The organism is Crassaminicella indica, assembly GCF_019203185.1.
Taxonomy (GTDB): domain Bacteria; phylum Bacillota; class Clostridia; order Peptostreptococcales; family Thermotaleaceae; genus Crassaminicella; species Crassaminicella indica.
The window spans coordinates 345,631-371,514 of record NZ_CP078093.1 but is presented as its reverse complement, the minus strand read 5'-3'; the positions used below and the strand labels follow the sequence as shown (position 1 = coordinate 371,514).

Sequence of the window (25,884 nt, the reverse complement as noted above, 5' to 3'; positions counted from 1 at the left end):
TTATCAAAGTCATTCACTTATCTTTATATATTTCTTTTTTAATGTTGATGTTGTTTATCTATAATTTACATATTTATTTTGACGCAAATAAGCTAAATTTATTACTTATAAATTAGATTTATCCAATGAATTTATTATGAGATGTGATACAATCAAATAGGATTATAAAATGGATAAGGGTGATGATACATGGATATTTATTATATAGAAAGAAAAACTGGAAAAAAGATAAAAGAAATTGTAGCGGGAGATAAATTTTTAAAATGGATTTATGATACAGACATGGGAAATGCAATTCTCGATACTTTTGTGAAGAAAAAAATATTTTCATCTATATATGGAAAATTTCAGGATACTGTTTTTAGTAAAAAAAAGATAGCAGATTTTGTAGAGAAGCTTTCTATTGATATGAGTGAAGCTGAAATAGAAAATATTGATGAATACAAAAACTTTAATGATTTTTTTGCAAGAAAATTAAAAAATGAAGCAAGACCTATTGATATGGAAAAAAATCATTTAACTTCTCCAGCAGATGGACGAGTACTTGCTTATGAAAATATTCATAAGGATCAAGTAATTCAAGTGAAGGGGTCTTTTTATACTCTAGAAGAATTTTTTCATGATAAAAATATGGCTCAAATATATCATAATGGAGTGTGTATAGTAATAAGATTATGTCCAGCAGACTACCATCGATTCCATTTTCCTGATAGTGGAGTGCCTTATGAAGCTAAAAATATAAAAGGTATGTATTATTCTGTAAATCCTATAGCTCTTCAAAGGATTGCCAAAGTTTATTGTCAAAACAAAAGAGCAATAACTATATTTGAGTCTGATAATTTTGGAGAAATAGTATTTGCTGAGGTTGGGGCAACCTGTGTTGGATCTATCATACAGACATATACTCCTAAAGTTCATGTTCATAAAGGAGAAGAAAAAGGTTATTTTAAATTTGGAGGGTCAACAGTTGTTTTGTTTTTAAAGGAAGGGCAATTAAAGGTTGATGAGGATATTTTAAAGAATACACAAAAAGGAATAGAAACAAAGGTGAATATGGGAGAGCGTATAGGAAAAAAATTATAAAATATGCAAATAGTAAATTATTCCTTAGAAGCATGAAATATTAAAACAATTATTACTGAAAGAAAATTCAGAAAATAAAAAATCTAAATATTGACACAAATAACACAATAAGGTAAAATATATATAAATTAATTGCACAATGAAGTGTAAGAGAGCAATGGAGCTTATGGATGTTTTTCAACATCTATAGGTTCCTTTTGTTTTAAATAGGTAAATTTTATTTAAAAGAGAAGGAATAAATGAATTAATGCAGTATATAAAAATATAATATAGAGAATATAAGTAGAGGTTTATGAGGGGGAAAAATAATGAAAAAAAGGATTGTAATAGCCGAAGATGATCCTATTACAAGACTAGACTTAATCGAAATGCTTCTTCAAAATAACTACAATGTGGTAGGTGAAGCAAAGGATGGATTTGACGTTATTGAATTGTGCAGGAAATTCAAACCAGATTTGGTACTTATGGATATAAAGATGCCTTTATTAGATGGTATCAATGCGGCACAAATAATACGCAATGAAAGATTAGCAAAAGCTATAATTTTATTGACAGCCTATAGCAGTAAGAATTTTATAGATAAGGCAAAGAAGGTAGGGGTTAGAGGTTATTTAGTAAAGCCAATTGATGAAAAAAGCTTGTTGACCACATTAGAAATTGCTCTATCTAATGCAAATGAATTAGAAGAGGTTACAAAAAAATTGGAATCAACGAATGAAAAATTAGATGCAAGGAAAAAGATAGAAAAAGCAAAAGGAATACTGATGAATAAATATTCTATTAACGAGCAGGAAGCTTATGTAAAACTTAGAAAGCTCAGTATGGATAAAAGAACATCTATGAAAGAAATCTCAGAGATTATTATTTTAAGCTATAATGAGTCAGATTTATGCATATGAGTAAATTAAGAAAGCTATGTAAAATCCATACTGATTTAGAAGACGAAGATATATTTAAATTAGAATGTGCTGAAACAGTACTTCAAAATATTGCAGATTTAGTTAATGCAGATGTATTTATAGACTGTGCTACAAGAGATCCTAATAGGGCTATTGTTGTAGCTGAAGCAAAGCCTACATATGGTAAATCTATGTATGAAGGAAATGTAGTAGGTGAGTTTGCTTTAAGAGAAAACGAGCCAGCTGTTATACGTACGTTAGAAATAGAGATTACTTCTAGAGACATAAAAGGGATTACACAGGAAAATATTAATGTAAAGCAAACAGTTAATCCTATTAAAAATGCAGAAGGAAAGACTATAGGGGTACTGATTGTAGAAAAAGATATTACAGAGGATATGCATCATGATAAAAAAATTGAGTTTTTAGCTGAAATGAATGAAAAATTGACAAATGAAATCATTGAACTAGAAAGAGACAAAGAAATAACCTATCATTTAGATGAAGGAATTATCATGTTTAATAAAAGTGGAAATGTTATTTATACAAATCTAGTAGCAGAACAGCTTTATAAAAAGTTAGGATTTATGGATTCTCTTATAGGGATGCATTTTAATAATATTTCTTTAGAACAAAAACTATTTGAAAATATTATTGAAGAAAAAAATGATAGGATATCTGAAATCGAATTTTGTAATTTGACGCTTCAGTTAAAATATATTTTTTATCGTAATTATTTTATAATTTTCATTAAGGACATAACGGATATGAGAAAAAAAGAAAAAGAATTGATATTAAAATCTGTAGCAATAAAAGAAATTCATCATAGAGTGAAAAATAATTTGCAAACAATTGCTAGTCTTTTGAGGTTGCAATCAAGAAGAATTGAAAATCAGGAATTTAAAAATATTTTAAATGAAAGTATAAATCGCATTTTATCAATTGCAGCAACTCATGAAATTTTAGCACAGCAGGGAATTGATCATGTTGATATTAAAAAAGTTATTTCAAAGATTATAGACGGCATGCAAAAAGGGTATTTGTCTAAAGAAAAATCGATAGATATGGAAATTATCGGAGATGAGTTGCGTGTAGATTCTGACAAGGCTACAGACATATCATTGATTATAAATGAACTGATTCAAAATTCAATCCAATATGCTTTTGAAGATCAGGCAAAAGGAAAGATTACAGTATATATACAAAAAGGAGAATTGTATTCAAGAATTACTGTAGTTGATAATGGAAAAGGCTTTGATTATGAATGTGTAAATCCAAATAGCTTAGGACTTAATATTGTAAAGAGTATAGTTACTGACAAACTTGGAGGAAGGATGAATATTCAATCTGATTCTAATGGAACGATTGTTGGCTTTGATTTTAAAAAATAGAATAGAATAAATACGAGGAAGTATTTATGAATAAGGCAAAGAGGCCCAAACAAGTTATATGCTTGTTTTGGGCTTTTTTTGTAAATTTTTTTAACTAAGGCGGTGTTTTTATTGAAAGAAAAAATTATAAGCGTAGGGATTGATATTGGTACATCTACGACACAGCTTGTTTTTAGTGGGATTGTTATTGAAAATACAGCAACGAGCTTTTCAATTCCAAGAATTAAGATAGTAGAAAAAGAGGTTTTTTATAAAAGTAAAATCTATTTTACGCCGCTGATTACAGAAAGAATTATTGATGGTAAAAAAATAAAAGAAATAGTTGAAGGAGAATATAAAAATTCAGGAGTACAGCTTGAAGTGGTTAAGACAGGTGCAGTAATTATTACAGGAGAAACAGCAAGGAAAGAAAATGCACAAGAAGTTTTGAAAAGCTTGAGCGATTTAGCTGGAGAGTTTGTTGTGGCAACAGCAGGACCTGATTTAGAAGCTATTATTGCTGGAAGAGGAGCTGGTGCTGATAAGATATCAAAAGATGAAAATAAATTGATCGTTAATATAGATATTGGTGGAGGGACTTCTAATATAGTTGTTTTTCAAGACGGAGAAGTTATTGATACTGGGTGCATGGATATTGGAGGAAGACTTATTCAAATAGATAAGGAAAGTATGAAAGTACGTTATATTTCAGATAAAGTCAAAAGACTTACAAAAAGTCTTGGGATTCATATTGAAAAGGGGAAATTAGTTTCTTTTGATACACTTAGAAAAATAGCTGAGGCTATGGCTGATGTATTAGCACAAGCTATAGGGATTCAAGAAAGAAATGCAAATTACAATATGATGATAACCAATAAAGGAATAAAGGAAGGCTATGATTTTGATGGGGTTACGTTTTCTGGTGGTGTTGCAGATTGTATATACAAAGAGGATATTCAGGAGCTTTTAAAATATGGAGATATAGGAATATTGCTTGGAGAAGCTTTACGTAAGCACCTAAAATTTCGAAGGCTAAACATCATAAAGCCTAAGGAGACGATAAGAGCTACTGTAGTAGGAGCTGGATCTCATACTACAGATATAAGTGGAAGTACAATAACTTATACGAAGGATATTTTTCCAATAAAAAATATTCCTATTTTAAAGCTTTCAATCAATGATGAAAAAAGTGGAAAAATAGGGATTGAAAGTGCTATCCGTCAAAAGTTAAAGTGGTTTCATCTAGAAGAAGAGAGCCAATCTGTGGCAGTAGCTTTTAAAGGTCCTAAAAATCCTAGCTTTAAAGAGATTCAAGAACTTGCATCTGCAATTACTTGCGGCTGTGAAGAGCTTATAGCATCAAAAGAGCCTCTAATGATTATTGTAGAGCGTGATATAGGGAAGGTATTAGGGCAAGCCATACATAAACAATTGGATTTTAAGAAGGATATAATATCTATCGATAGTATCAAAGTTGAAAATGGAGATTATGTAGATATTGGAAAACCGTTAGCAAATGGGAAGGTTGTTCCTGTTGTTATAAAAACACTTGTTTTTAATTCTTAGAATAAGGGGTGAAATCAGTGAGATTGAAAACGAAATTATTTGGCAAAGTGTATAGCTTTAACTCTATAAAAGAGGTTTTAGCTAAAGCAAATGAAGAAAAGTCAGGGGATAATTTAGCAGGCATTGCTGCTGAAAGTGCTGAAGAAAGAATTGCAGCAAAGGAAGTTTTAAGTAATTTATGTATAAAAGATTTGAGAAATAATCCAGTAGTACCATATGAAGATGATGAAGTAACAAGAGTGATTCAAGATGATGTAAACGAGCGTATCTACGACGAAATACAAAACTGGAGTATTTCAGAATTTAGAGAATGGATTCTAAATGAAAATACTACAGGAGATCATATTAGAAGAATTAGTAGGGGCCTTACTAGTGAGGTGGTTGCTGGTGTAGCTAAAATTATGTCTAATCTAGACTTGATTTATGGAGCAAAGAAAGTGAGAGTAAGTGCTCATTGCAACACTACAATAGGATTAGAAGGCACATTATCTGCTAGACTTCAGCCTAATCATCCTACAGATGACATAGACGGTGTTGTAGCAGCTACTTTAGAAGGTCTTTCTTATGGGGTAGGAGATGCTGTTATTGGACTAAATCCAGTTGATGATACAGTAAGTAATGTATCAAAAGTTCTTAAAAAATTTGATGAAATTAAGAAAAAATATGCAATTCCTACACAGCAATGCGTACTTGCACATGTAACAACACAAATGGAGGCTGTAAAACAGGGAGCTCCAACAGATATGATTTTTCAAAGTATAGCAGGATCTCAAAAAGGAAATGAAGCATTTGGTGTTACAGCAAAACTTTTAGAGGAAGCCAGAGAATTAGTATTAAAACAAGGAACTTCTACAGGACCGAATGTAATGTATTTTGAAACAGGGCAAGGAGCAGAGCTTTCTTCTGATGCTCATTTTGGAGCAGATCAAGTGACAATGGAAGCAAGGTGCTATGGATTTGCGAAAAGATATAAACCGTTTTTAGTAAATACTGTAGTAGGTTTTATTGGACCTGAGTATTTGTATGATAATAAACAAGTTATTCGTGCAGGGCTTGAAGATCATTTTATGGGTAAGCTTACGGGTATTCCTATGGGCTGTGATGCTTGCTATACGAATCATATGAAGGCAGATCAAAATGATATTGAAAATCTAGCTGTATTATTAACTACTGCAGGCTGCAACTACTTTATGGGTGTGCCACATGGAGATGATATTATGCTTAATTATCAATGCACAGGTTATCATGAAACGCCAGCTTTAAGAGAATTATTGGGATTAAGACCAATAAAGGAATTTGAAGCTTGGCTTGAAAATATGGGCATTTATGAAAATGGTAAATTAACGAAGCGAGCAGGAGACGCTTCTATATTCTTAAATAAATAGGAGGTGAAGGTATGTTAGAAGAAAAAGATATAAAGAGATTGATTGAAAAAGTAATAGCGCAAATGGTAGCAAAAGAACAAGTAGAAAATAAAATTGAAAGTGTAGATACTCAAAAATATGATGAAGATTTGAGAGATCTTGTGGCTTTGGATCTTAAAGAGTGGTTTTTAGTTGAAGATGCTCACGATAAAAATGGTTATATGAAAATGAAAGCATATACGCCTGCTAGAATTGGAGTCGGAAGAGCTGGTGTAAGATACAAAACAGATACTATGCTTCGATTTAGAGCAGACCATGCTGCAGCACAAGATGCTGTGTTTACAGATGTTTCTGATGATTTTATTAATGAATTGAAGCTTTTTAGTGTAAAAACAAAGTGCAAGGATAAAGATGAGTTCTTAACACGTCCAGATTTAGGAAAACAATTTGATGAAGATCAGATAGGAATAATAAAAGATAAATGTAATAAAAAACCTCAAGTTCAGATATATGTTTCAGATGGGTTAAGCTCGACAGCTATTGAAGCAAATGTAAAAGATGTTTTACCAGCTATCATGCAGGGACTTGAAAGCTATGGAATAAGTGTAGGAACTCCATTCTTTGTGAAATATGGAAGAGTTGGAGCTATGGATGAAATATCTGAGGCACTAGATGCAGATGTTACTTGTGTTTTAATTGGAGAAAGACCTGGGCTTATTACAGCAGAAAGTATGAGTGCATATATTGCTTATAAGGCAACAATTGGTATGCCAGAATCAAGAAGAAATGTTATTTCTAATATTCATAAAGGAGGAACACCTCCCGTAGAAGCAGGAGCACATATAGCTGAAGTTATTAAAATAATGCTTGATAAGAAAATTAGCGGTGTGGAATTGAAATTGTAATTTTATAAATAGGAGGAGTAAAGATGAAAAATGATCCTTTAAAAACCACTGTTTTAAGTGTAAAGATCATTCCAAATATAAATCCAGAAGTGGCAAAAGCTTTAGAGTTAAAACCAGAACATAAAAGTCTAGGATTAATTACTACTGACTGCGATGATGTAGGGTATACAGCTATAGATGAGGCTACAAAAAAAGCAGCTGTAGCAGTTGTATATGCAAAATCTATGTATGCAGGAGCTGCTAATGCAAGTACGAAGTTGGCTGGAGAATTTATAGGTATTTTAGCAGGGCCTACACCAGCTGAGGTACGAAGTGGACTAAATGCTGCTGTAGATTTTATTGAAAGTGGTGTGGCAACCTTCTATAGTGCAAATGATGATGATTCTATTCCATATTATGCACAGTGCATTTCTAGAACAGGTTCATATCTGTCAGAGACAGCAGGAATAAAAGAAGGGGAGGCGTTGGCTTATTTGATTGCACCTCCATTAGAAGCTATGTATGGACTTGATGCTGCTATGAAAGCTGCGGCAGTAGAATTAAAAACCTTCTTTGGACCACCATCAGAAACAAATTTTGGAGGAGGCCTTTTAACTGGAAGTCAGTCAGCATGTAAAGCAGCATGTGATGCATTTGCTGCAGCAGTAAAATTTGTTGCTGAAAATCCATCAGAGTATTAGGGTGATTTAAAATGACAAAAGCTGCAATAGGTATGATAGAAACATATTATAAAAAATTATTGTGAGCAAAATGAAGAGATTATTACAATGATTGTTTCTAAAGTATTAGAAAAGTTAAATATGGATAAGTAATGTTATCAGAGGTGTTCTCTTATCTTTTTATACTTCATTATTTGATTCTTACGTTGTTCATATAAAAAAATATGGGGAGGGAATGATTATGGCAAATACAAATGCATTAGGAATGATAGAAACAAAAGGAATGGTAGGAGCAGTAGAAGCAGCAGATGCAATGGTAAAAGCGGCAAATGTTACATTAATAGGAAAGGTTTTAGTAGGAGGAGGACTTGTAACAGTAATGGTAAGAGGAGATGTAGGAGCTGTAAAAGCAGCTACTGATGCAGGAGCTGCTGCTGCTGAAAGAGTAGGAGAATTATTATCTGTACATGTAATTCCAAGACCACATAATGAAGTAGAATTCATTTTACCAAAACTTGAAGGTTAATCCATTTCCCGGATGTAAAAGTCCGGGAGTATATCCAATTTAAAAGGATGTGACAATATGAGTGTATTAACCGAAGCTAAGCTGCGAAGTCGATTGAGAAATCAAAACATTAAAACTTTTAAAATAAATAAAAATGATATTATTACCCCTGCTGCAAGTACTTATCTTAGTGATAGAAATATTAAGCTTGTGTATGAAGATGAGATATTAAAAGAAAAAGATAAATATGATAAGGAAGAAGATAAAAAAGAATTTTTCCCGCGATTTGAATGTATCTCAGGTGGATTTATTGAAAAAAAGCCTGAGCATATGACACAGATATATGGAAATAAGCTGGTAGATAAAGATCATCCTCGTATCTTATTCAGAGGTAAAATAGACAGTTTAGAAGCAAAAATTCTTTATGCTCAGTTTGTTGCTTTTAAAGAGAAAAAGGGTGATTTATTAAAGGATTTAGAAGAGATTATGGATGTTGTACGAAGGATTCTTCGTGCAGAAGTAATGGATGAAGAAATTAAAGAACATAGTTTGTTAGGAATGAGTCTAGATGAAATAAGAGAAAAATCTCATAATCCTAAAAAGTATTTAGGCGTGGACCATATTTTTTACCCTTCCTACAAGGAAGGAGAATGCTTTATTGTTTTAAATGAGCTAAGAACAGTTGTAAGGGAAACAGAAATAGCAGCTATAAATGCATTTAAAGATAGAGAAGGTGATATAAAAAGAAAAGATATTTTAAGATTACTGAATCGGTTAAGTAGCTGTTTTTATATTATGATGTTGAAGCTGTTAGCTCAAAAGTATAAATAGGGAGATGGTAATAATATGACTCCTTTAGGGATAGCAATGAATTGTTCTTAGTAAGGAGAGATGATAATGGATGTAAATTGTTTTGTTGAGGCTGTAACACGAGAAGTAATGAAAAAAATACGCAGCTTATATAGTTTGGAACAGATAGATGAAAAAAAATATCTTTTAGAATGTGAGAAGGAACAGGATAAGTCTATAAAGGAAAAAAATATCGTTTTAGAAGAAATAAATAATAAAAAGATTGAAGGAATGCCTTTAGAAGAACCAGCATATGAAACTAAAAATGAATGCGATGAAGAAGTGATAGATTTTACTCATAAAAGGCTTATTTCAGAGATGGATTTAAGAAAAATATATAAAAATGGAAAAAGAGGGATTCAAGTAGGGAAAAAAACTATTATTTCTCCATTAGCAAAGGACTTTATTAGAATACATAAAATAGAAGTTGTTGTTATTCCTTCACCACATGAGGAGATTATAAATAAGGGGGGATTGAAGAATGGGCATTAATGATATTATTTTATATATCATGGTCGGATTTATGCTTTTAGGCGCAGTAGATAGAATCATAGGAAATAAATATGGATTAGGAGAGCAGTTTGAAGAAGGCTTTAATGCTATGGGAGCATTAGCTTTGGCTATGGTAGGGGTTGTTTCTTTAGCTCCAGTACTCGCAACAGTTTTAAAGCCAGTTATTGTACCTATTTATACAAAATTAGGAGCAGATCCATCTATGTTTGCAACTACTTTATTGGCATGTGATATGGGAGGATATCCGTTAGCACATGAGATGGCTAATACAAAGGAAGCAGCAGAATTTGCAGGTTTGATATTAGGTTCTATGATGGGTCCTACAATTGTATTTACTATTCCAGTAGCGTTAGGAATTATTCAAAAGCAGGATCAGCCATTTTTAGCAAAAGGTGTTCTTGCAGGAATGATCACGATTCCTATAGGTTGTTTTATTGGTGGACTGGTTGCGGGTTTTTCAATTGGTATGGTTTTAAGCAATCTAGTTCCAATTATTATATTCTCTATACTTATTGCAATTGGTCTATGGAAGATTCCAGGAAAAATGATTTCAGGATTTAATTACTTTGGTAAAGGGGTAACAGCTGTTATTACTGTAGGTTTAGCTTCTATTATTGTCGAAACCTTGACAGGAGGAAAAATTGTTATTATTCATGGAATGGCACCTATTAGTGAAGGAATTCAAATTATTGGAAGTATTGCAATTGTTTTAGCAGGAGCATATCCATTAGTTGTTGTAATAACAAAGGTACTTAAAAAACCATTAATGAAAGTTGGAGCATTATTGGGTATGTCTGATATAGCAGCAGCAGGTATGATTGCAACCCTTGCAAATAATATTCCTATGTTCGGTATGATGAAGGATATGGATAATAGAGGGAAGGTTATTAATGTTGCCTTTGCAGTAAGTGCAGCTTTTGTATTTGGGGATCATTTAGGATTTGCAGCAGGTGTAAACAAAGATATGATTGCTGCTATGATTGTTGGGAAATTAGTAGCAGGTGTAACAGCAGTAATGCTTGCTTATTATATGACTGCTGATGAAAATAAAACTACCCAAACTATTGAATAGGTAATGAATTGAAAGGAGATGCTTTTATGCAAAATATAGATGCTAAAATGATTGAGGAAATCGTAAGGAAAATTATTATGGAAAAAATAAATATTTCACAAGATAAATTTGAAAAACATATAGATCCTAGCGGTGTAATTGCTGTTAAGACATCTACTGTAAAGCTCGAAAAATTTGACACAGGAAAAGCTGAAGATAAAGTTTTTCTAAAAGATGTTTTAACACTAAAAGAAAGTCCAAGATTAGGCTGTGGTGTGATGGAAATGAAAGCTTCAACCTTTGATTGGACTCTCAAATATGATGAGGTAGATGTGATTTTAGAAGGAACTTTAGAAATTGTTATTGATGGAAGAAGAGTTGTTGGAAATAAAGGAGATATTATATTTATCCCTAAAGATTCTTCTATTCAGTTTTCTGCTAGTGAATATGCAAAATTTATTTATATAGTATTTCCTGCAAATTGGTCTGAACAGTAAAGTTATAATTTTTTATAGAAAATAGCTGGGAGTACCCAGCTATTTTTAAATTATGTTTTTAATATATAGTGATCCAACTCAAGAAATTAAAAAAGAGTTAAAAATATAATTCATCAAACAGTAGCTAGGTGTTCAGAAGATGAATTATTTAATGATTTTTCATCAGTTTACCAAAAACTCAATTCTCTTAAAGACAAAATGAAGTCTATTGTATATGCAAAAAGCTTTTATAAATAATTAAACTTTGAAGTTGGATCCCTATAAGTAAACAACATCAACATAAAAAAAGAAATATATAAAGATAAGTGAATGACTTTGATAACTTTTGTAAAAAAACTTACTGAAATTTCATAAAAAATACGTTAAGAACCTTCATTGTTTGAACAAAGTGAGTTTTGAAGGTTTAGTATTTTTTCATGAAATGAAGTTTTGTTTTTTCAAAAGTTATCTGGAATGAACTATCTTTTATATTTCATTTTAAAGTTGTTTACCTATATATTATATACTAAATTTTTGAAAAATAATGAAAAATGTGGTATAATTTTATCATAATACGAGAAATAAGTTAATCTTTAAAATACAAGCTTTTTCAAAACTCTCCTTTGTTCTTCTGTTGCTCTCCTGTAAATATAGACATCTTGTGTAGCAAAATAATTATTTTCCAAGTGCAATAATGATTTTTTATAATAATTTTTTAATGCTAATGTTATAGAAAATATGAATTAGCATGGATTTTTTATTATTTTTTTCAAGGAAGGTGATTTGGTGGTAAAAAAAATAACAATTATCGGAATAGGAAATGGTGCTTTTGCTGCAGCTGCAGATTTGACTTTGAAAGGGTATGAAATTACTTTATATGCCAATAAAAAATATGCAAGTCGGATAGAGGAATTGTTTAAAAGAAAAAGAATAGTGCTGACAGGTGTTGGACAAACTGGGGAAGCAGATATTCATAAGGTTACGACAGATTTAGAGGATGCGATAAAGGATACGGATTTAATTATGACAGTGCTTCCAGCATATGGATTGAAAAAATTTGCAGAAGAGATTGCTCCATATTTGAAAAGAGGACATAGAATTGTTTTAGCGCCGGGGAGTACAGGCGGTGCGCTGATTGTATCGAAGGTATTGCATGAAAAGGGAAAACTAGCTGGAGTGAAAATAGCTGAAATGCATACATTACCATATGCGTGTAGGAAGACAGGACCAACTAGTGTAAAAATATTATTAGAATGTAGCAAATTATATTTTGCGGCTTTTCCGAGGAAATACAACGAGGAAATGTACAATATTGTAAAAAAGATTTATCCATCTGTAGAATTAGTTCATGATGTTTTAGAAACATCTTTAAACAATGGAAATCCTGTATCTCATCCAGCTCCTGTTGTCTTAAATGCTGGAAAAATAGAGTATTTCAAAGGAGAACATTATCATTATAAAGAGGGAATTACACCATCTGTTGCTAAGGTAATTGAAAAAATTGATAAAGAAAGACAGGAAATTTGTAAAAAATTTGGTTATAAAATTATTGATGTGAAAGATAGATTATATAAGATGGGGTATGTACCAAAAAGAGAAACCCTTTATGAATGCTATAGGGATAGTGAATCTTTTAGAGATTTAAAAGGTCCTAAGGATTTAAATGATCGATATTTAACAGAAGATACTCCTTGTTCTTTAGTACTATTATCTAATATTGGACATGTAGTGGGAGTAAAAACACCTGTAATGGATTCAGTAGTAACTTTAGCATCATCATTAAAGGATGAAAATTATTGGGAAACAGGATATACAGTTGAAGATTTGGGACTTAATGGGATGAATTTAAAAGAAATAAAAGATTTTTTACAAAATGGGTATGAATATTAAAAGCATAGATTAGTTCTTTCATTTACAAAAAGAATGAGTATAATCATTCTTTTTTTTTACACAATTTTGCAATCATAAAACAAATGTTCGTATCCCCTACTGAAAGTACAGAAAATATGATATACTATTTTTTATCGAAGTTTTAAAATGACAATGAAGAAGCTACATATAGACGGAAAAATTTGATAAGAATGTATAAAAGAAAGGAGACTTTTTATGGATTTATCCATGTTAAATCCTCCACAAAGAGAGGCTGTTTTGAAAACAGAAGGACCACTACTTATATTAGCAGGTGCTGGCTCAGGAAAGACTAGAGTTTTAACGCATAGAATAGCATATTTAATAGAAGAATTAGGGGTTTATCCAGGAAATATTTTGGCTATTACCTTTACTAATAAAGCAGCTAAAGAGATGAAATATAGAGTAGAAAATTTATTAGGACGCCCTACAGATATATGGGTGAGTACTTTTCATTCAGCTTGTGTAAAGATTTTAAGACGTGATATTGAAAAAATAGATTATACAAGAGATTTTGTCATATATGATGCAACAGACCAAAAGGTAGTTTTAAAAGAATGCTATAAAGAGTTAAATATTAATGACAAATTATATCCTATTCCAATGGTATTAAGTCGTATTAGTGAAGCAAAGGATAAAATGCTTACGCCAAAAGCGTTTGATAAAGAGTATGCAGGAGATTTTCAGATGGAGACGATTGGAAAAATCTATACACTTTATCAGAAAAAATTAAAAAAGAATAATGCATTAGATTTTGATGATTTGATTTTTAAGACTGTAGAATTATTTGAAAAGGATAAAGTGACTCTTAGTTATTATCAAAATAAATTTCAATATATTATGGTAGATGAGTATCAGGATACAAACCAGCTACAATATAAATTAGTATCTATGCTTGCAGACAAGCACAAAAATTTATGTGTTGTGGGGGATGATGACCAAAGTATTTACAGCTGGAGAGGGGCAGATATAAGAAACATCTTAAATTTTGAAGACGATTTTAAAAATGCTGTAGTAATAAAGCTAGAGCAAAATTATCGTTCTACGCAGAATATCTTAGACGCTGCAAATTGTGTAATCCAAAACAATTACGGAAGAAAGGATAAAAGATTATGGACATCACAAGATAGAGGAGAGATCATAAGATATTATCGTGCTAATAATGAACATGATGAAGCCCAGTTTGTTGTCAATCAAATTAGAGCTATGGTAGAGGCTGATGGAAGAAATTATAAAGAATTTGCTATGCTTTATAGAACTAATGCGCAATCTCGTGTGCTAGAGGATACTCTTATGAAAGCAGGTATTCCATATCGCATTTATGGGGGATTAAAGTTCTATGATCGAAAAGAAATTAAAGACATTGTGGCATATTTGCGTTTGATTCAAAATCCTGTAGATGATGTAAGCTTGAAAAGAGTTATAAATGTTCCTAAAAGAGGAATTGGGGATCGAACTGTTGAAAAATTACAAGACGCTGCTAATGAAACAGGAGAGAGTATTTTTAGCGTATTATTAGATGATAAATTGATAGATGGTTTTTCAAGAAGAGTAAAAGCTGGGATTAGAGATTTTGTCATGTTGATTACAAAATTTGGTTTAGAAAAGGAAGAGATATGTGTAACTGATTTAATAAAAAATGTATTAGAGGAATCAGGTTATTTGGATGAGCTAAGGAAGGAAAATACAGTAGAAGCTCAGTCAAGGATTGAAAACTTACAAGAATTTTTATCTGTTGCTATGGACTTTGAAAAAAACAGTGAAGTAAAAACATTAGAAGAGTTTTTAGCAAACATTTCATTAGTTTCTGATTTAGATAAAATGGATGATGAGGATAATGCAGTAGTGCTTATGACTCTACATAGTGCAAAGGGACTTGAGTTTCCAGTTGTATTTCTTGTAGGGATGGAGGAGAGAATATTCCCTACAGCAAGAGCGTTAGAAGATGATAGAGCGTTAGAGGAAGAAAGAAGACTTTGTTATGTAGGTATTACAAGGGCTGAGGAAGTATTATTCTTAACACATGCAAAAATGAGAATGCTATACGGGAGAACTAACTACAATCCAATGTCTAGATTTATTGATGAAATTGCAGAGGAGCTAATTGATCGAGATAAAGAAGAAATGTTAAGAAGAGATAAAATGGTATTAGCACCGTCACCCGGTATTTACAGAGGTACAAGTATAAATAATACCATACAAAAAAATGTTAGCAGTACAGGAGTGAAGGAAGTAAAGCCCGGTACAAAAATAAAGCACGACAAATTTGGAATAGGTACAGTTATATCTGTTAAGAAGAAAGGAAACGATACGGAGCTTACTATTGCTTTTGATCATGCTGGTATTAAAAAGTTCATAAAGGAATATGCACCAATTACTGTGTTATAGAAAGGGTGGCTTATATGAATAGAGAAGAAGCACGTAGTAAAATAGATGAATTAATAGAAATGCTAAATGAGCATAACTATAAATACTATGTACTGGATAGTCCAGAAATTACAGATTATGAATATGATCAAATGATGGATGAATTAATTCATTTAGAAAAAAGTTTTCCAGAGCTGATTCGTGATGATTCACCAACTCAAAGAGTTGGTGGAGAACCATTATCAGCATTTAGTCAAGTACAGCATAGTGTACCTATGCTAAGTCTTAGTAATTCATACAATAAAGAAGATTTAATTGATTTTGATAGAAGCATTCGAAAAATTATTGGTGATAAAATAGAATATGTTGTAGAACCAAAGATTGATGGATTGTCAGTAGGATTAAAGTATGAAAAGGGTAAATTTGTACAAGGTGCTACCCGTGGGGATGGATTTGTAGGAGAAGATATTACGAAGAATTTGCGTACTATAAAAACTATTCCGTTGAGATTAAAAGAGGAAGTTGACATAGAAGTAAGGGGAGAAGTTTATATTTCCCGGGAAAAATTTGCAGAATTGAATCAAAAACAAGCAGAAAAAGGAGAAACTATTTTTGCAAATCCTAGAAATGCAGCAGCAGGTTCTTTAAGACAGCTTGACCCTAAAGTAGCAGCCAAAAGGAATTTAGATATATTTGTTTTTAACATTCAAAGAATGGAAAATATGCATATTAATACACATACCGAAGGCTTTGAATATCTAAAGAAATTAGGGTTTAAAACTTCTATGTATAAAGTCTGTCAAAGTATAAAGGAAGTTATAGAGCAATGTGAAAAATGGGCAGAGAAAAGAAGTCAGCTAGCTTTTGATATAGATGGTTTAGTTATTAAAGTGAACGATTTATATCAAAGAGAAAAGATTGGCTTAAGATCAAAGAGTCCAAAATGGGCTATTGCTTATAAATTTCCTGCTCAGCAGAAAAAGACAAAGGTAAAAAATATTACTGTTCAGGTAGGAAGAACAGGAGCTTTAACTCCGACAGCAGAGCTTGAACCGGTAAGAGTAGCTGGTTCTGTTATTAGTAGAGCAACACTTCATAATGAAGATTATATTAAAGAAAAGGATATTCGTATTGGAGATACGGTTATTATAGAGAAGGCTGGAGATGTAATACCAGCTGTAGTACGTGTACTCTTTGATGAACGAACAGGAGATGAAAAACAATTTAGTATGCCTACTATTTGTCCTGTTTGTAAAGAAGAAACTGTTCGATTAGAAGGAGAAGCTGTTACAAGATGTATAAATGCTGCTTGTCCTGCTCAATTAAGAAGAGGACTTATTCATTTTGTATCTAGAGATGCTATGAATATTGATGGGCTTGGAGAGTCTATTGTTACATTGCTTTTAGAAAATAATTTAATTAAAGATGCTGCTGATTTGTATTATTTAAAAAAAGAAGATATTCTTCCATTAGAGAGAATGGGAGAAAAATCTGCTCAAAATTTAATAAATGCTATCGAAAAATCTAAAAAGAATGATTTAGATCGCGTAATTTTTGGATTAGGCATTAAATTGGTAGGATCAAGAGCAGCTAAACTCTTAGCAGACGCTTTTGGTAGTATGGATGTATTGATGAATGCAAGTGAGGAACAAATAACAAATATTCCTGAAATTGGACATAAAATGGCAGAAAGTATTGTAGCTTTTTTCAAAGAGGATAGAAACCTTGAGATCATAGAAAAGCTAAGAACTGCTGGGGTAAATATGAAGGCTATTAAGAAGAGTGATGAGAATGATAAAATAGAAAAGAAATTTGAAGGATTGACATTTGTTTTAACAGGAACACTTAAAAAGTATAAAAGAAGTGAAGCAAAAAAAATAATAGAGGATTTAGGTGGAAGAGTTTCTGGTAGTGTAAGTAAAAAAACAGATTATGTATTGGCAGGAGCTGAAGCAGGGTCGAAATTAGATAAAGCAAATAATCTTGGAATAAAAGTTATTAGTGAAGAAGAATTTGAACAGATGATTCAGTAAGAAAGATGCTTATTGTGCATCTTTTTTTTTGTCGTGAAAAAGTTATCATGAATGGGACAAGATTGCATAGAATGTAATAAGGAAATAAAGAAGAAGTAAAGGAGGGAATGAACATGTCAAAAAAATTTTTTGTATTATTCTTAGTAATGATATTAATCATTACAGTTTTTACAGGCTGTGTAGGTAGTAGTGATAAGCAGAAAGAAGATGAAGTACAAGGAGAAACGAAGAATGTATCTGTATTAAGATGGAATTTACGTTCAGAGCCAAAGACAATAGACCCTCAGCTGAATAGTGCTTCTGATGGTGGTCATGTTATCAATAATATTTTTGAAGGCTTGATGAGGGAGATTGATGGAAAACTTATTTCTGGTATGGCAGAAAGCTATGATGTATCTGATGATGGACTTACATATACTTTCCATTTAAGAGATGCAAAATGGTCAGATGGAAAGCCAGTGCGTGCACAAGATTTCGAGTATGCTTGGAAGAGAGCGTTAGATCCTAATCTAGTTCCAGAACCATCAGAGTATGCGTTTCAATTATTCTATATTAAAGGGGCACAAGATGCTTATGAAGGAAAAGGATCATTAGATGATGTATCAATTAAATGCAAAGATGATAAAACTTTGGAAGTAACTCTTAGTGCACCAACACCATATTTTCTTGATTTAACGACCTTTTATACTTATATGCCAGTAAGAAAAGATATGGTAGAAAAGGATCCAGAGGGTTGGGCTAGAAATCCTGAATTGGCAGTTTCTAATGGTCCTTTTAGTTTAGAGAATTACATTATGGGAGATAGAATTATTTTAAAAAAGAATAAATATTACTGGAATGCAGATAAGGTTAAGCTTGATAAGATTAAAGCGATGATGATTGTAGAAGAGTCAACAGCTCTAACAGCTTATGAAGCAGGAGAGTTAGATGTGATTGATCAAATACCAGTGCAGGAAATACCAAGACTTAAAAAAGAAGATCCAACATTTATGATTTGGCCAGAAGTAGGAACATATTATTACATATTTAATGTAAATGCAAAACCAGTAGATGATATAAGGGTTAGAAGAGCATTGACGCTTGCAATTGATAGAAAAACCATTTGTGAAGAAATTGCAAAGGGAGGAGAATTACCTGCTACAGGCTTTACACCACCAGGATTATTAGATGCAGAAGGTAAAGAATTTCAAAAGGTTGCAGGAGATTATGGAATAGATCCAAATGATGCAAAGGTAGAAGAAGCAAAAAAATTATTGGCAGAAGCTGGATATCCTGATGGAAAGGGCTTTCCAGAGGTTACAGTTATTTATAATACGCTAGAAAAACATAAAGCTATTGCCGAAGCCATTCAAGAAATGTGGAGGCAAAATCTTGGTATAGAGGTAAAACTTCAAAATCAAGAGTGGGCAGTATTCCAAGATGCAAGACATCATGGGAATTTTCAGATTGCAAGAGCTGGTTGGTTAGGAGATTATGCTGATCCAATGACTATGCTGGATTTATGGTTATCATATTCAGGAAATAATGATTGTCAATGGAATAATCCTGAATATGATAAGCTGATTGAAAAATCAAAATTATTAACAGGAAAAGAAAGATTTGAATTGCTTTATAAAGCACAAGCTTTAATGATGGATACAAATATAGTTATGCCAATTTATTACTATACAAGACCACAAATGGTAAAAGAGTATGTGAAGGATTGGCAAAAAACAAAAATGGGACACTGGTTCTTTGGATATGTATCAATAGAACGATAAAATTTTAAAAGAAAAAGAATTCTTATTTCAAAAGAATTCTTTTTCTTTATATATTATCAAATAGACACATATTCAAAAAAAGTGAGGGAAAACTACAAAAAGAAAGATTTTTAAAAAGGTAGGGGTGTTATTTACAATTGTATGCAAACCACGAACAAAATGAAAGAAAATGCATTAAAATGTGCAAGTAGCACGAACAGTGTAAAAACAAAAATGAATAAAAATTAAATAAACTTAATTGATATGCAAATATTAAAATGAAATTAAGAATTTAAGATTTGATAGGAGTGTAGTATGCTACAAATGCACAACTTAGTTATATCAATAGGTTTAGAAAATGTTACAAATATTTAAGAAATAGATTAACTCTAATTGGTTGAATTGTCTAAAAAATTCAGTTATTATTAATAATACATCATACAATGAATAAAAAATAAAAATTATCTGAAAAACGAATTACAAGGAACAAATAGTTTCAATGATAAATGTGAAACATTTTGTAATAAAATTTATAAGTAGGAGGTGTAAATAGCATAAAAAATAGATTTATAATATTCGATTGAAATTTTAAAAGGAGGGTGAATAATTTGGGTAGATTTATTGCAAATAGAACATTTTCAATGATTATTACGTTATTATTAGTCATTACTATTACATTTTTTTTAATGCATGCTATACCAGGAGGACCTTTTACGAGAGAAAAGGCATTGCCGCCTGCTGTTATTAAAGCGTTAGAAGCAAAATATAAGCTTGATCAACCATTATGGAAGCAATATATAGATTATCTTGGAGATGTTATAAGAGGAGATTTAGGACCATCCTTTCAGCGTACGGGTGTAACGGTAAATCAACTCATCGAAAAGGGATTTCCTATTTCTGCTAAAATCGGTGGACTTGCTGTTATCCTTGTTCTTATATTAGGTGTACCTATTGGAATCATTTCTGCACTAAAGCAAAATAAATGGCAGGATCAATTGGCTATGTTTTTTGCTACTTTAGGTGTAACGATACCAAGCTTTGTATTAGGAACATTAATCATTTATATATTTAGTTCGAAGCTTGGAATACTTCCATCCTTTGGGTTAAAGACATGGAAGCATTATATTGGACCTGTTATAGCTTTAAGTGGATTTTCTCTTTCTTTTGTTGCAAGACTAACACGTTCTAGTATGCTTGAGGTGCTTCAGCAGGATTATATTCGAACTGCGAGAGCTAAGGGGCTTCCTGAATTTACAGTAGTCGTAAAGCATGCGTTGAAGAATGCATTAATTCCTGTTGTAACGTATGTAGGACCACTTGTAGCAGCAATATTGACAGGATCATTCGTAGTAGAAAGAATTTTTGCTATCCCTGGTATGGGGAAACATTTTGTGGAAAGTGTTGGAAATCGTGACTATACCGTATTAATGGGGATGACAATATTTTATGCAATATTCTTAGTAGTTATGGTATTAGTTGTAGATGTTGTATATGGATTTATAGACCCTAGAATTAAAATAGATAAATAGGAAGGAGCTTAGATGATGGAACTAAATAAAATTCCACAGGATATGTGGCAGCCTATTGGAATGAAAGATCGAGAAAAAGAAAAAATTGTTCGTCCAAGTATGACCTATTGGCAGGATGCTTGGAGAAGACTTAAGAAAAATAAATTGGCTATGCTAGGACTTTTTATGATCATTATTATATTTGCTTTTGCTATTATTGGTCCTATTTTTTCTTCATACACGTATTCTGAACAAAATCTTTTAAGAGGTAATGAAGGACCAAGTAGTGAACATTGGTTTGGAACAGATGCTCATGGTAGAGATTTGTTTATAAGGGTTTTATATGGTGCACGAATCTCTTTGACTGTTGCGGTTATTGCGACATTAGTGAACTTTTTTATAGGGGTGCTTTATGGAGGTATTTCAGGATATATGGGTGGAAAAATTGACAATGTTATGATGAGGATTGTAGATGTTATTTCCACCATTCCTTTAGTGCTATATGCTATTATTTTGATGGTTGTAATCGGTTCAGGCTTAAAGAGTATTATTATTACACTAGGAACAATTTATTGGGTGAAAATGGCAAGAATTGTACGTGGGCAAGTGTTAAGTTTAAAAGAACAAGAATATGTACTAGCAGCTAAAACATTAGGTGCAAGTACATGGAGGATTCTTTATAGACATTTGATTCCAAATGCTATGGGTGTAATAATTGTAACTATGACTATGCAGATACCAAGTGCTATCTTTACAGAATCATTCTTAAGCTTCATAGGACTTGGAGTTTCAGCACCTATGTCTTCGTGGGGATCACTCGCTAGTGATGCGTTAGGAGGTCTTCGTTCTTATCCATATCAGCTTTTCTTCCCGTCAATAGCTATTTGTATTACTATGCTTGCGTTTAACTTTTTAGGTGATGGCTTAAGAGATGCCCTAGATCCACGTCTTCGTAAATAGAAAAGGGGTGAAAATAATGAAAAATGAAAAAATATTAGAAGTAAAGGACCTTTATACCTCTTTCTTTACTCATGTGGGAGAAGTCAAGGCTATAAGAGGTGTAAGTTTTCATTTAGATAAAGGAGAAGCTATTGGAATTGTTGGAGAATCTGGAAGTGGCAAAAGTGTTACATCAATGTCTATTATGAGACTCCTTCAGTATCCAGGCAAAATTGTAGATGGAAAAATTACTTTTAAAGGAAAAGATGTTGTCAATATGTCTGAAAAAGAAATGCAGCGTATTAGAGGAAATGAAATGGCTATGATTTTTCAGGACCCTATGACTTCTTTGAATCCTGTATATACTATAGGAAATCAGATAATGGAAGCTATAAGGCACCATCAGGGTTTAAGTAAGAAGCAAGCAAGAGAAAAGGCAGTAGAAATGTTAAAGCTTGTTGGGATTCCATCTCCTGAAAAAAGGATAGATAACTATCCGCATGAATTTAGTGGAGGCATGAGACAAAGGGCTATGATTGCTATGGCACTATCCTGTGAGCCAAGCCTTCTCATAGCAGATGAACCAACAACAGCACTAGATGTTACCATACAAGCACAAATTTTAGAACTCATGAAGGATTTAAAGGAAAAAATTAATACTTCTATTATTTTGATTACACATGATTTAGGAGTTGTAGCAGATGTATGTACAAGAATTATTGTGATGTATGGTGGGCTTATTATGGAGGAAGGGACTACAGAACAAATTTTCTACAATCCAAAGCATCCTTACACTATGGGATTATTAAAGTCTATTCCAAGATTGGATTTAGGGGAAAAGCAGAGATTGGTTCCAATAGAAGGAACACCTCCAGATTTATTAAATCCTCCAAAGGGATGTCCTTTTGCAGAGAGATGTCCTTATACAATGAAAATCTGTCAAGAAATGAAGCCACCTTATTTTGAGGAAGAAAAAGGTCATCGTTCTATGTGTTGGCTCCTTCATAAAAATGCTCCTCAAGTTGAAGTAGATACTGGTGTAAAGAGGGGGAGGATATAATGAAAAAAAATGATGATATTTTACTAGAAGTGAAAAATCTGAAAAAATATTTTCCAATAAGAAAGGGGTTCTTTGGAAAAGATATACAGTATGTAAAAGCAGTTGATGATGTGAGCTTTTATATTAAAAAGGGGGAAACATTGGGGCTTGTAGGAGAATCAGGTTGTGGAAAATCAACAACAGGAAGAACGCTTATTCGTTTATATGAGCCTACAGAAGGAGAGATTATTTTTAATGGTGTGGAAATTGGTATGATGAATGAAAGAGAACTCCATCCCTTTAGAAAAAAAATGCAGATGATTTTTCAAGATCCTTATGCATCTTTAAATAGTCGTATGACTGTTGGTGATATTATAGGAGAAGCTTTAGATATTCATAATTTAGCATCAGGAAAGCTTAGAACAGAAATTATCCATGATTTGTTATCAAAAGTAGGATTAAATCCTGATCATGCTATAAGATATCCGCATGAATTTAGTGGAGGACAAAGACAGCGTATAGGTATTGCGCGTGCTTTAGCTGTAAAGCCAGAATTTATAATATGTGATGAGCCTATATCAGCTCTTGATGTTTCTATACAGGCACAGGTAGTAAATATGCTAGGCGATTTGCAAGAAGAACTAGGACTGACCTATTTATTTATTGCCCATGACCTTTCAATGGTTAGATATATATCAGATCGCATAGGAGTTATGTATCTTGGAAAATTAGTTGAAATTGCAGACAGTGACGAAATTTTTGAAAATCCTGCTCATCCATATACAAAAGCTTTACTATCGGCTATTCCAATTCCAGATCCTGATATATCAAAAGAGAAGCACAGAATTTTATTAAAAGGAGATGTTCCAAGTCCACTAAATCCTCCTTCAGGATGTAGATTTTGCACAAGATGTCCTCATGCAATGAAGAAATGTGCTGAAAATGAACCTATCATGAAAGATATAGGTGGTGGACATATGGCAGCATGTCATTTGTTATAAAATTTTTTTTACGAAAAGATTTCAGATAATTTCATCTCATTAAGAACTTGTAATAACCTATTGAATATTTTTTAAATATTTAATTTAAAATATTTTTAAGATGGTCATTTATAAGGAGGTGAATTAAGAAGCAAACCGTCTTTTGATTGAAATAATTGTTTATAATAAGATTATGAAAAATATAAAATATTGGAGGGATATGATTGTTTAAAAAAAGTTTAGCTTTTATATTGGTGGTTATATTATTTGTTACTGCTTTGACTGGATGTACAGGAAATAAACCAGAAGAGAAGAAAGGAGAAGTAGTATTAAGATGGAATATAAGTTCAGAGCCGAAGACAATAGATCCTCAGCTAAATAGTGCTTCTGATGGTGGTCATATTATTAATAATACCTTTGAAGGACTGATGAGAGAAAGAGATGGAAAGCTTGAAAAAGCTATGGCAGAAAGCTACGATGTATCTGATGATGGTCTTACTTATACTTTCCATTTAAGAGATGCAAAATGGTCAGATGGAAAGCCAGTGCGTGCACAAGATTTTGAGTATGCTTGGAAAAGAGCGTTAGATCCTAATCTAGTTCCAGAACCATCTGAGTATGCATTCCAACTATTCTATATTAAAGGTGCACAAGATGCTTATGAAGGAAAAGGATCATTAGATGATGTAGCTGTAAAAGCTATAGATGATAAAACTTTGGAAGTAACTCTTAATGCGCCAACAGCATATTTTCTTAATTTAACGACCTTTTATACTTATATGCCAGTAAGAAAAGATATGGTAGAAAAGGATCCAAAAGGTTGGGCTAGAAATCCTGAAATAGCTGTTAGCAACGGACCATTTAAACTGGCAGATTATATCATGGGAGATAGAATTATTCTTGAGAAAAATGAAAACTATTGGAAAGCAGATGATGTCAAAATAGACAAAATAGAAGCTCTTATGATTGTTGAGCAATCAACAGCTTTAACAGCTTATGAAGCAGGAGAAATCGATATAATTGATGATTTGCCAACACAAGAAATACCAAGACTTAAAGCTGAAAATCCTACATTTATGATATGGCCAGAAGTAGGAACATATTATTATATCTTTAATGTTACAAAAGCACCTACAGATGATGTAAGAGTTAGAAAAGCATTATCCCTTGCAATAGATAGAAAAGCGATTGTGGAGAAGGTAACAAAAGGAGGACAAATTCCTGCTACAGGGTTTACACCACCAGGATTATTAGATGCAGAAGGAAAAGAGTTCCAAAAAGTTGCAGGAGATTATGGGATTGATCCAAATGCTGCAAAGGTAGAAGAAGCAAAAAAATTATTAGCAGAAGCTGGATATCCTAATGGAGAAGGATTTCCAGAGATTGAAGTGATCTATAATACAAGTGAATCCCACAAAGCTGTTGCAGAAGCTATTCAAGCTATGTGGAAGGAAAATCTTGGGATTGATGTGAAGCTTGCAAACCAAGAGTGGGCAGTATTCCAAGATACAAGACATCAAGGTAACTTTTCTATTGCAAGAGCTGGTTGGTTGGGAGATTATGCTGATCCTATGACTATGCTTGATTTATGGCTATCATATTCAGGAAATAATGATGCACAGTGGAATAGTCCTAAATATGATAAATTAATCGAAGATTCAAAAATATTAACTGGACAAGAAAGGTTTAAGCTTTTATATGATGCTCAAAAGCTGATGATGGATGAGATGATCGTTATGCCAATTTATTATTATACAAGACCACAAATGGTAAGTGAGCATGTAAAGAATTGGGAAAAAACAAAAATGGGACATTGGTTCTTTGGACGTGCATATATAGAATAATAAAAACAAAGCCGAAGATTTAATCTTCGGCTTTGTTATGCATAAAATTAGAAGATGGAGTTTTATTAATGAAAGAAGTCTTTGGTGTAAAATATGCACATTCAGGATGAGGTGTTAAAGAGAGAGCGGTTATATGAGTAAAAGCACATTTTCCATCGTTTTCAAAAAAGCAGGGTAAAGAGCAGTTAATGTTAATCATCCGATCAACCTCCTAATAATAGTATTTTTAAAAAATATAAAATTGATGTATTGAAAAAAATGTATATTTGTATAGAAACGATGAAAAA

Annotated in this window: 21 protein-coding genes; all 21 read left to right on the top strand. The window is 32.2% G+C overall.

Annotated elements, in window-relative coordinates; translation table 11 throughout:
• Positions 1–189: 189 nt before the first annotated feature.
• The 21 genes from KVH43_RS01900 (at position 190) to KVH43_RS01800 (ending at position 25,597) form a co-directional block, all read left to right on the top strand.
• Complete coding sequence (locus KVH43_RS01900) at positions 190–1,083, top strand: phosphatidylserine decarboxylase (protein WP_218283222.1); 894 nt, start codon at positions 190–192, stop codon at positions 1,081–1,083.
• Positions 1,084–1,391: 308 nt separating this feature from the next.
• Complete coding sequence (locus KVH43_RS01895) at positions 1,392–1,982, top strand: ANTAR domain-containing response regulator (RefSeq protein WP_218283221.1); 591 nt, start codon at positions 1,392–1,394, stop codon at positions 1,980–1,982.
• Positions 1,973–3,373 (top strand): sensor histidine kinase, encoded by a 1,401-nt coding sequence (locus tag KVH43_RS01890; RefSeq protein WP_255547789.1) that lies wholly within the window; start codon positions 1,973–1,975, stop codon positions 3,371–3,373. Before KVH43_RS01895 ends, KVH43_RS01890 begins: the two co-directional genes overlap by 10 nt.
• A gap of 111 nt (positions 3,374–3,484) precedes the next feature.
• Positions 3,485–4,918, top strand: a complete 1,434-nt coding sequence (gene eutA, locus KVH43_RS01885) for an ethanolamine ammonia-lyase reactivating factor EutA (protein ID WP_218283220.1) — start codon at positions 3,485–3,487, stop codon at positions 4,916–4,918.
• Positions 4,919–4,935: 17 nt separating this feature from the next.
• Positions 4,936–6,303 carry an ethanolamine ammonia-lyase subunit EutB gene (locus KVH43_RS01880; protein ID WP_218283219.1) on the top strand — a complete coding sequence of 456 codons (1,368 nt, stop codon included), beginning with the start codon at positions 4,936–4,938 and terminating at the stop codon, positions 6,301–6,303.
• 11 nt (positions 6,304–6,314) lie between these two features.
• The gene (eutC, locus tag KVH43_RS01875; protein ID WP_218283218.1) at positions 6,315–7,187 is read left to right on the top strand and encodes an ethanolamine ammonia-lyase subunit EutC; all 873 of its coding nucleotides are present in this window, start codon (positions 6,315–6,317) and stop codon (positions 7,185–7,187) included.
• A 23-nt stretch (positions 7,188–7,210) separates the two neighbouring features.
• Complete coding sequence (gene eutL / locus KVH43_RS01870; RefSeq protein ID WP_218283217.1) at positions 7,211–7,867, top strand: ethanolamine utilization microcompartment protein EutL; 657 nt, start codon at positions 7,211–7,213, stop codon at positions 7,865–7,867.
• A gap of 220 nt (positions 7,868–8,087) precedes the next feature.
• Entirely contained in the window at positions 8,088–8,372 is a 285-nt protein-coding gene (locus tag KVH43_RS01865) for a BMC domain-containing protein (protein WP_218283216.1), read from the top strand.
• 57 nt (positions 8,373–8,429) lie between these two features.
• On the top strand, positions 8,430–9,182 hold the full coding sequence (locus KVH43_RS01860) for a cobalamin adenosyltransferase (protein ID WP_218283215.1): 753 nt from the start codon (positions 8,430–8,432) through the stop codon (positions 9,180–9,182).
• Between the two features lie 66 nt (positions 9,183–9,248).
• A complete protein-coding gene (locus KVH43_RS01855) occupies positions 9,249–9,692 on the top strand; it encodes a hypothetical protein (protein WP_218283214.1) in 444 nt (147 codons plus the stop codon).
• Positions 9,682–10,785 carry an ethanolamine utilization protein EutH gene (gene eutH, locus KVH43_RS01850; protein WP_218283213.1) on the top strand — a complete coding sequence of 368 codons (1,104 nt, stop codon included), beginning with the start codon at positions 9,682–9,684 and terminating at the stop codon, positions 10,783–10,785. Before KVH43_RS01855 ends, eutH begins: the two co-directional genes overlap by 11 nt.
• A 26-nt stretch (positions 10,786–10,811) precedes the next feature.
• Positions 10,812–11,261, top strand: coding sequence for a cupin domain-containing protein (locus KVH43_RS01845; protein WP_218283212.1), 450 nt, complete (start codon positions 10,812–10,814; stop codon positions 11,259–11,261).
• A gap of 765 nt (positions 11,262–12,026) precedes the next feature.
• Positions 12,027–13,130 carry an NAD/NADP-dependent octopine/nopaline dehydrogenase family protein gene (locus tag KVH43_RS01840; protein WP_218283211.1) on the top strand — a complete coding sequence of 368 codons (1,104 nt, stop codon included), beginning with the start codon at positions 12,027–12,029 and terminating at the stop codon, positions 13,128–13,130.
• A gap of 216 nt (positions 13,131–13,346) precedes the next feature.
• Positions 13,347–15,536 carry a DNA helicase PcrA gene (pcrA, locus tag KVH43_RS01835; RefSeq protein WP_218283210.1) on the top strand — a complete coding sequence of 730 codons (2,190 nt, stop codon included), beginning with the start codon at positions 13,347–13,349 and terminating at the stop codon, positions 15,534–15,536.
• 14 nt (positions 15,537–15,550) lie between these two features.
• Positions 15,551–17,548: an NAD-dependent DNA ligase LigA gene (gene ligA / locus KVH43_RS01830; protein WP_218283209.1), complete on the top strand. Its 1,998-nt coding sequence runs from the start codon at positions 15,551–15,553 to the stop codon at positions 17,546–17,548.
• A gap of 113 nt (positions 17,549–17,661) precedes the next feature.
• Complete coding sequence (locus tag KVH43_RS01825; RefSeq protein WP_218283208.1) at positions 17,662–19,308, top strand: peptide ABC transporter substrate-binding protein; 1,647 nt, start codon at positions 17,662–17,664, stop codon at positions 19,306–19,308.
• A 587-nt stretch (positions 19,309–19,895) separates the two neighbouring features.
• Entirely contained in the window at positions 19,896–20,816 is a 921-nt protein-coding gene (locus KVH43_RS01820; protein ID WP_255547788.1) for an ABC transporter permease, read from the top strand.
• Positions 20,817–20,828: 12 nt separating this feature from the next.
• Positions 20,829–21,755 (top strand): ABC transporter permease, encoded by a 927-nt coding sequence (locus KVH43_RS01815; RefSeq protein WP_420829642.1) that lies wholly within the window; start codon positions 20,829–20,831, stop codon positions 21,753–21,755.
• 16 nt (positions 21,756–21,771) lie between these two features.
• Positions 21,772–22,794 (top strand): ABC transporter ATP-binding protein, encoded by a 1,023-nt coding sequence (locus KVH43_RS01810; RefSeq protein ID WP_218283206.1) that lies wholly within the window; start codon positions 21,772–21,774, stop codon positions 22,792–22,794.
• Entirely contained in the window at positions 22,794–23,774 is a 981-nt protein-coding gene (locus tag KVH43_RS01805) for an ABC transporter ATP-binding protein (protein ID WP_218283205.1), read from the top strand. The genes KVH43_RS01810 and KVH43_RS01805 overlap by 1 nt, the downstream gene beginning before the upstream one ends.
• Before the next feature lie 203 nt (positions 23,775–23,977).
• A complete protein-coding gene (locus tag KVH43_RS01800; RefSeq protein ID WP_218283204.1) occupies positions 23,978–25,597 on the top strand; it encodes a peptide ABC transporter substrate-binding protein in 1,620 nt (539 codons plus the stop codon).
• Positions 25,598–25,884: the final 287 nt, after the last annotated feature.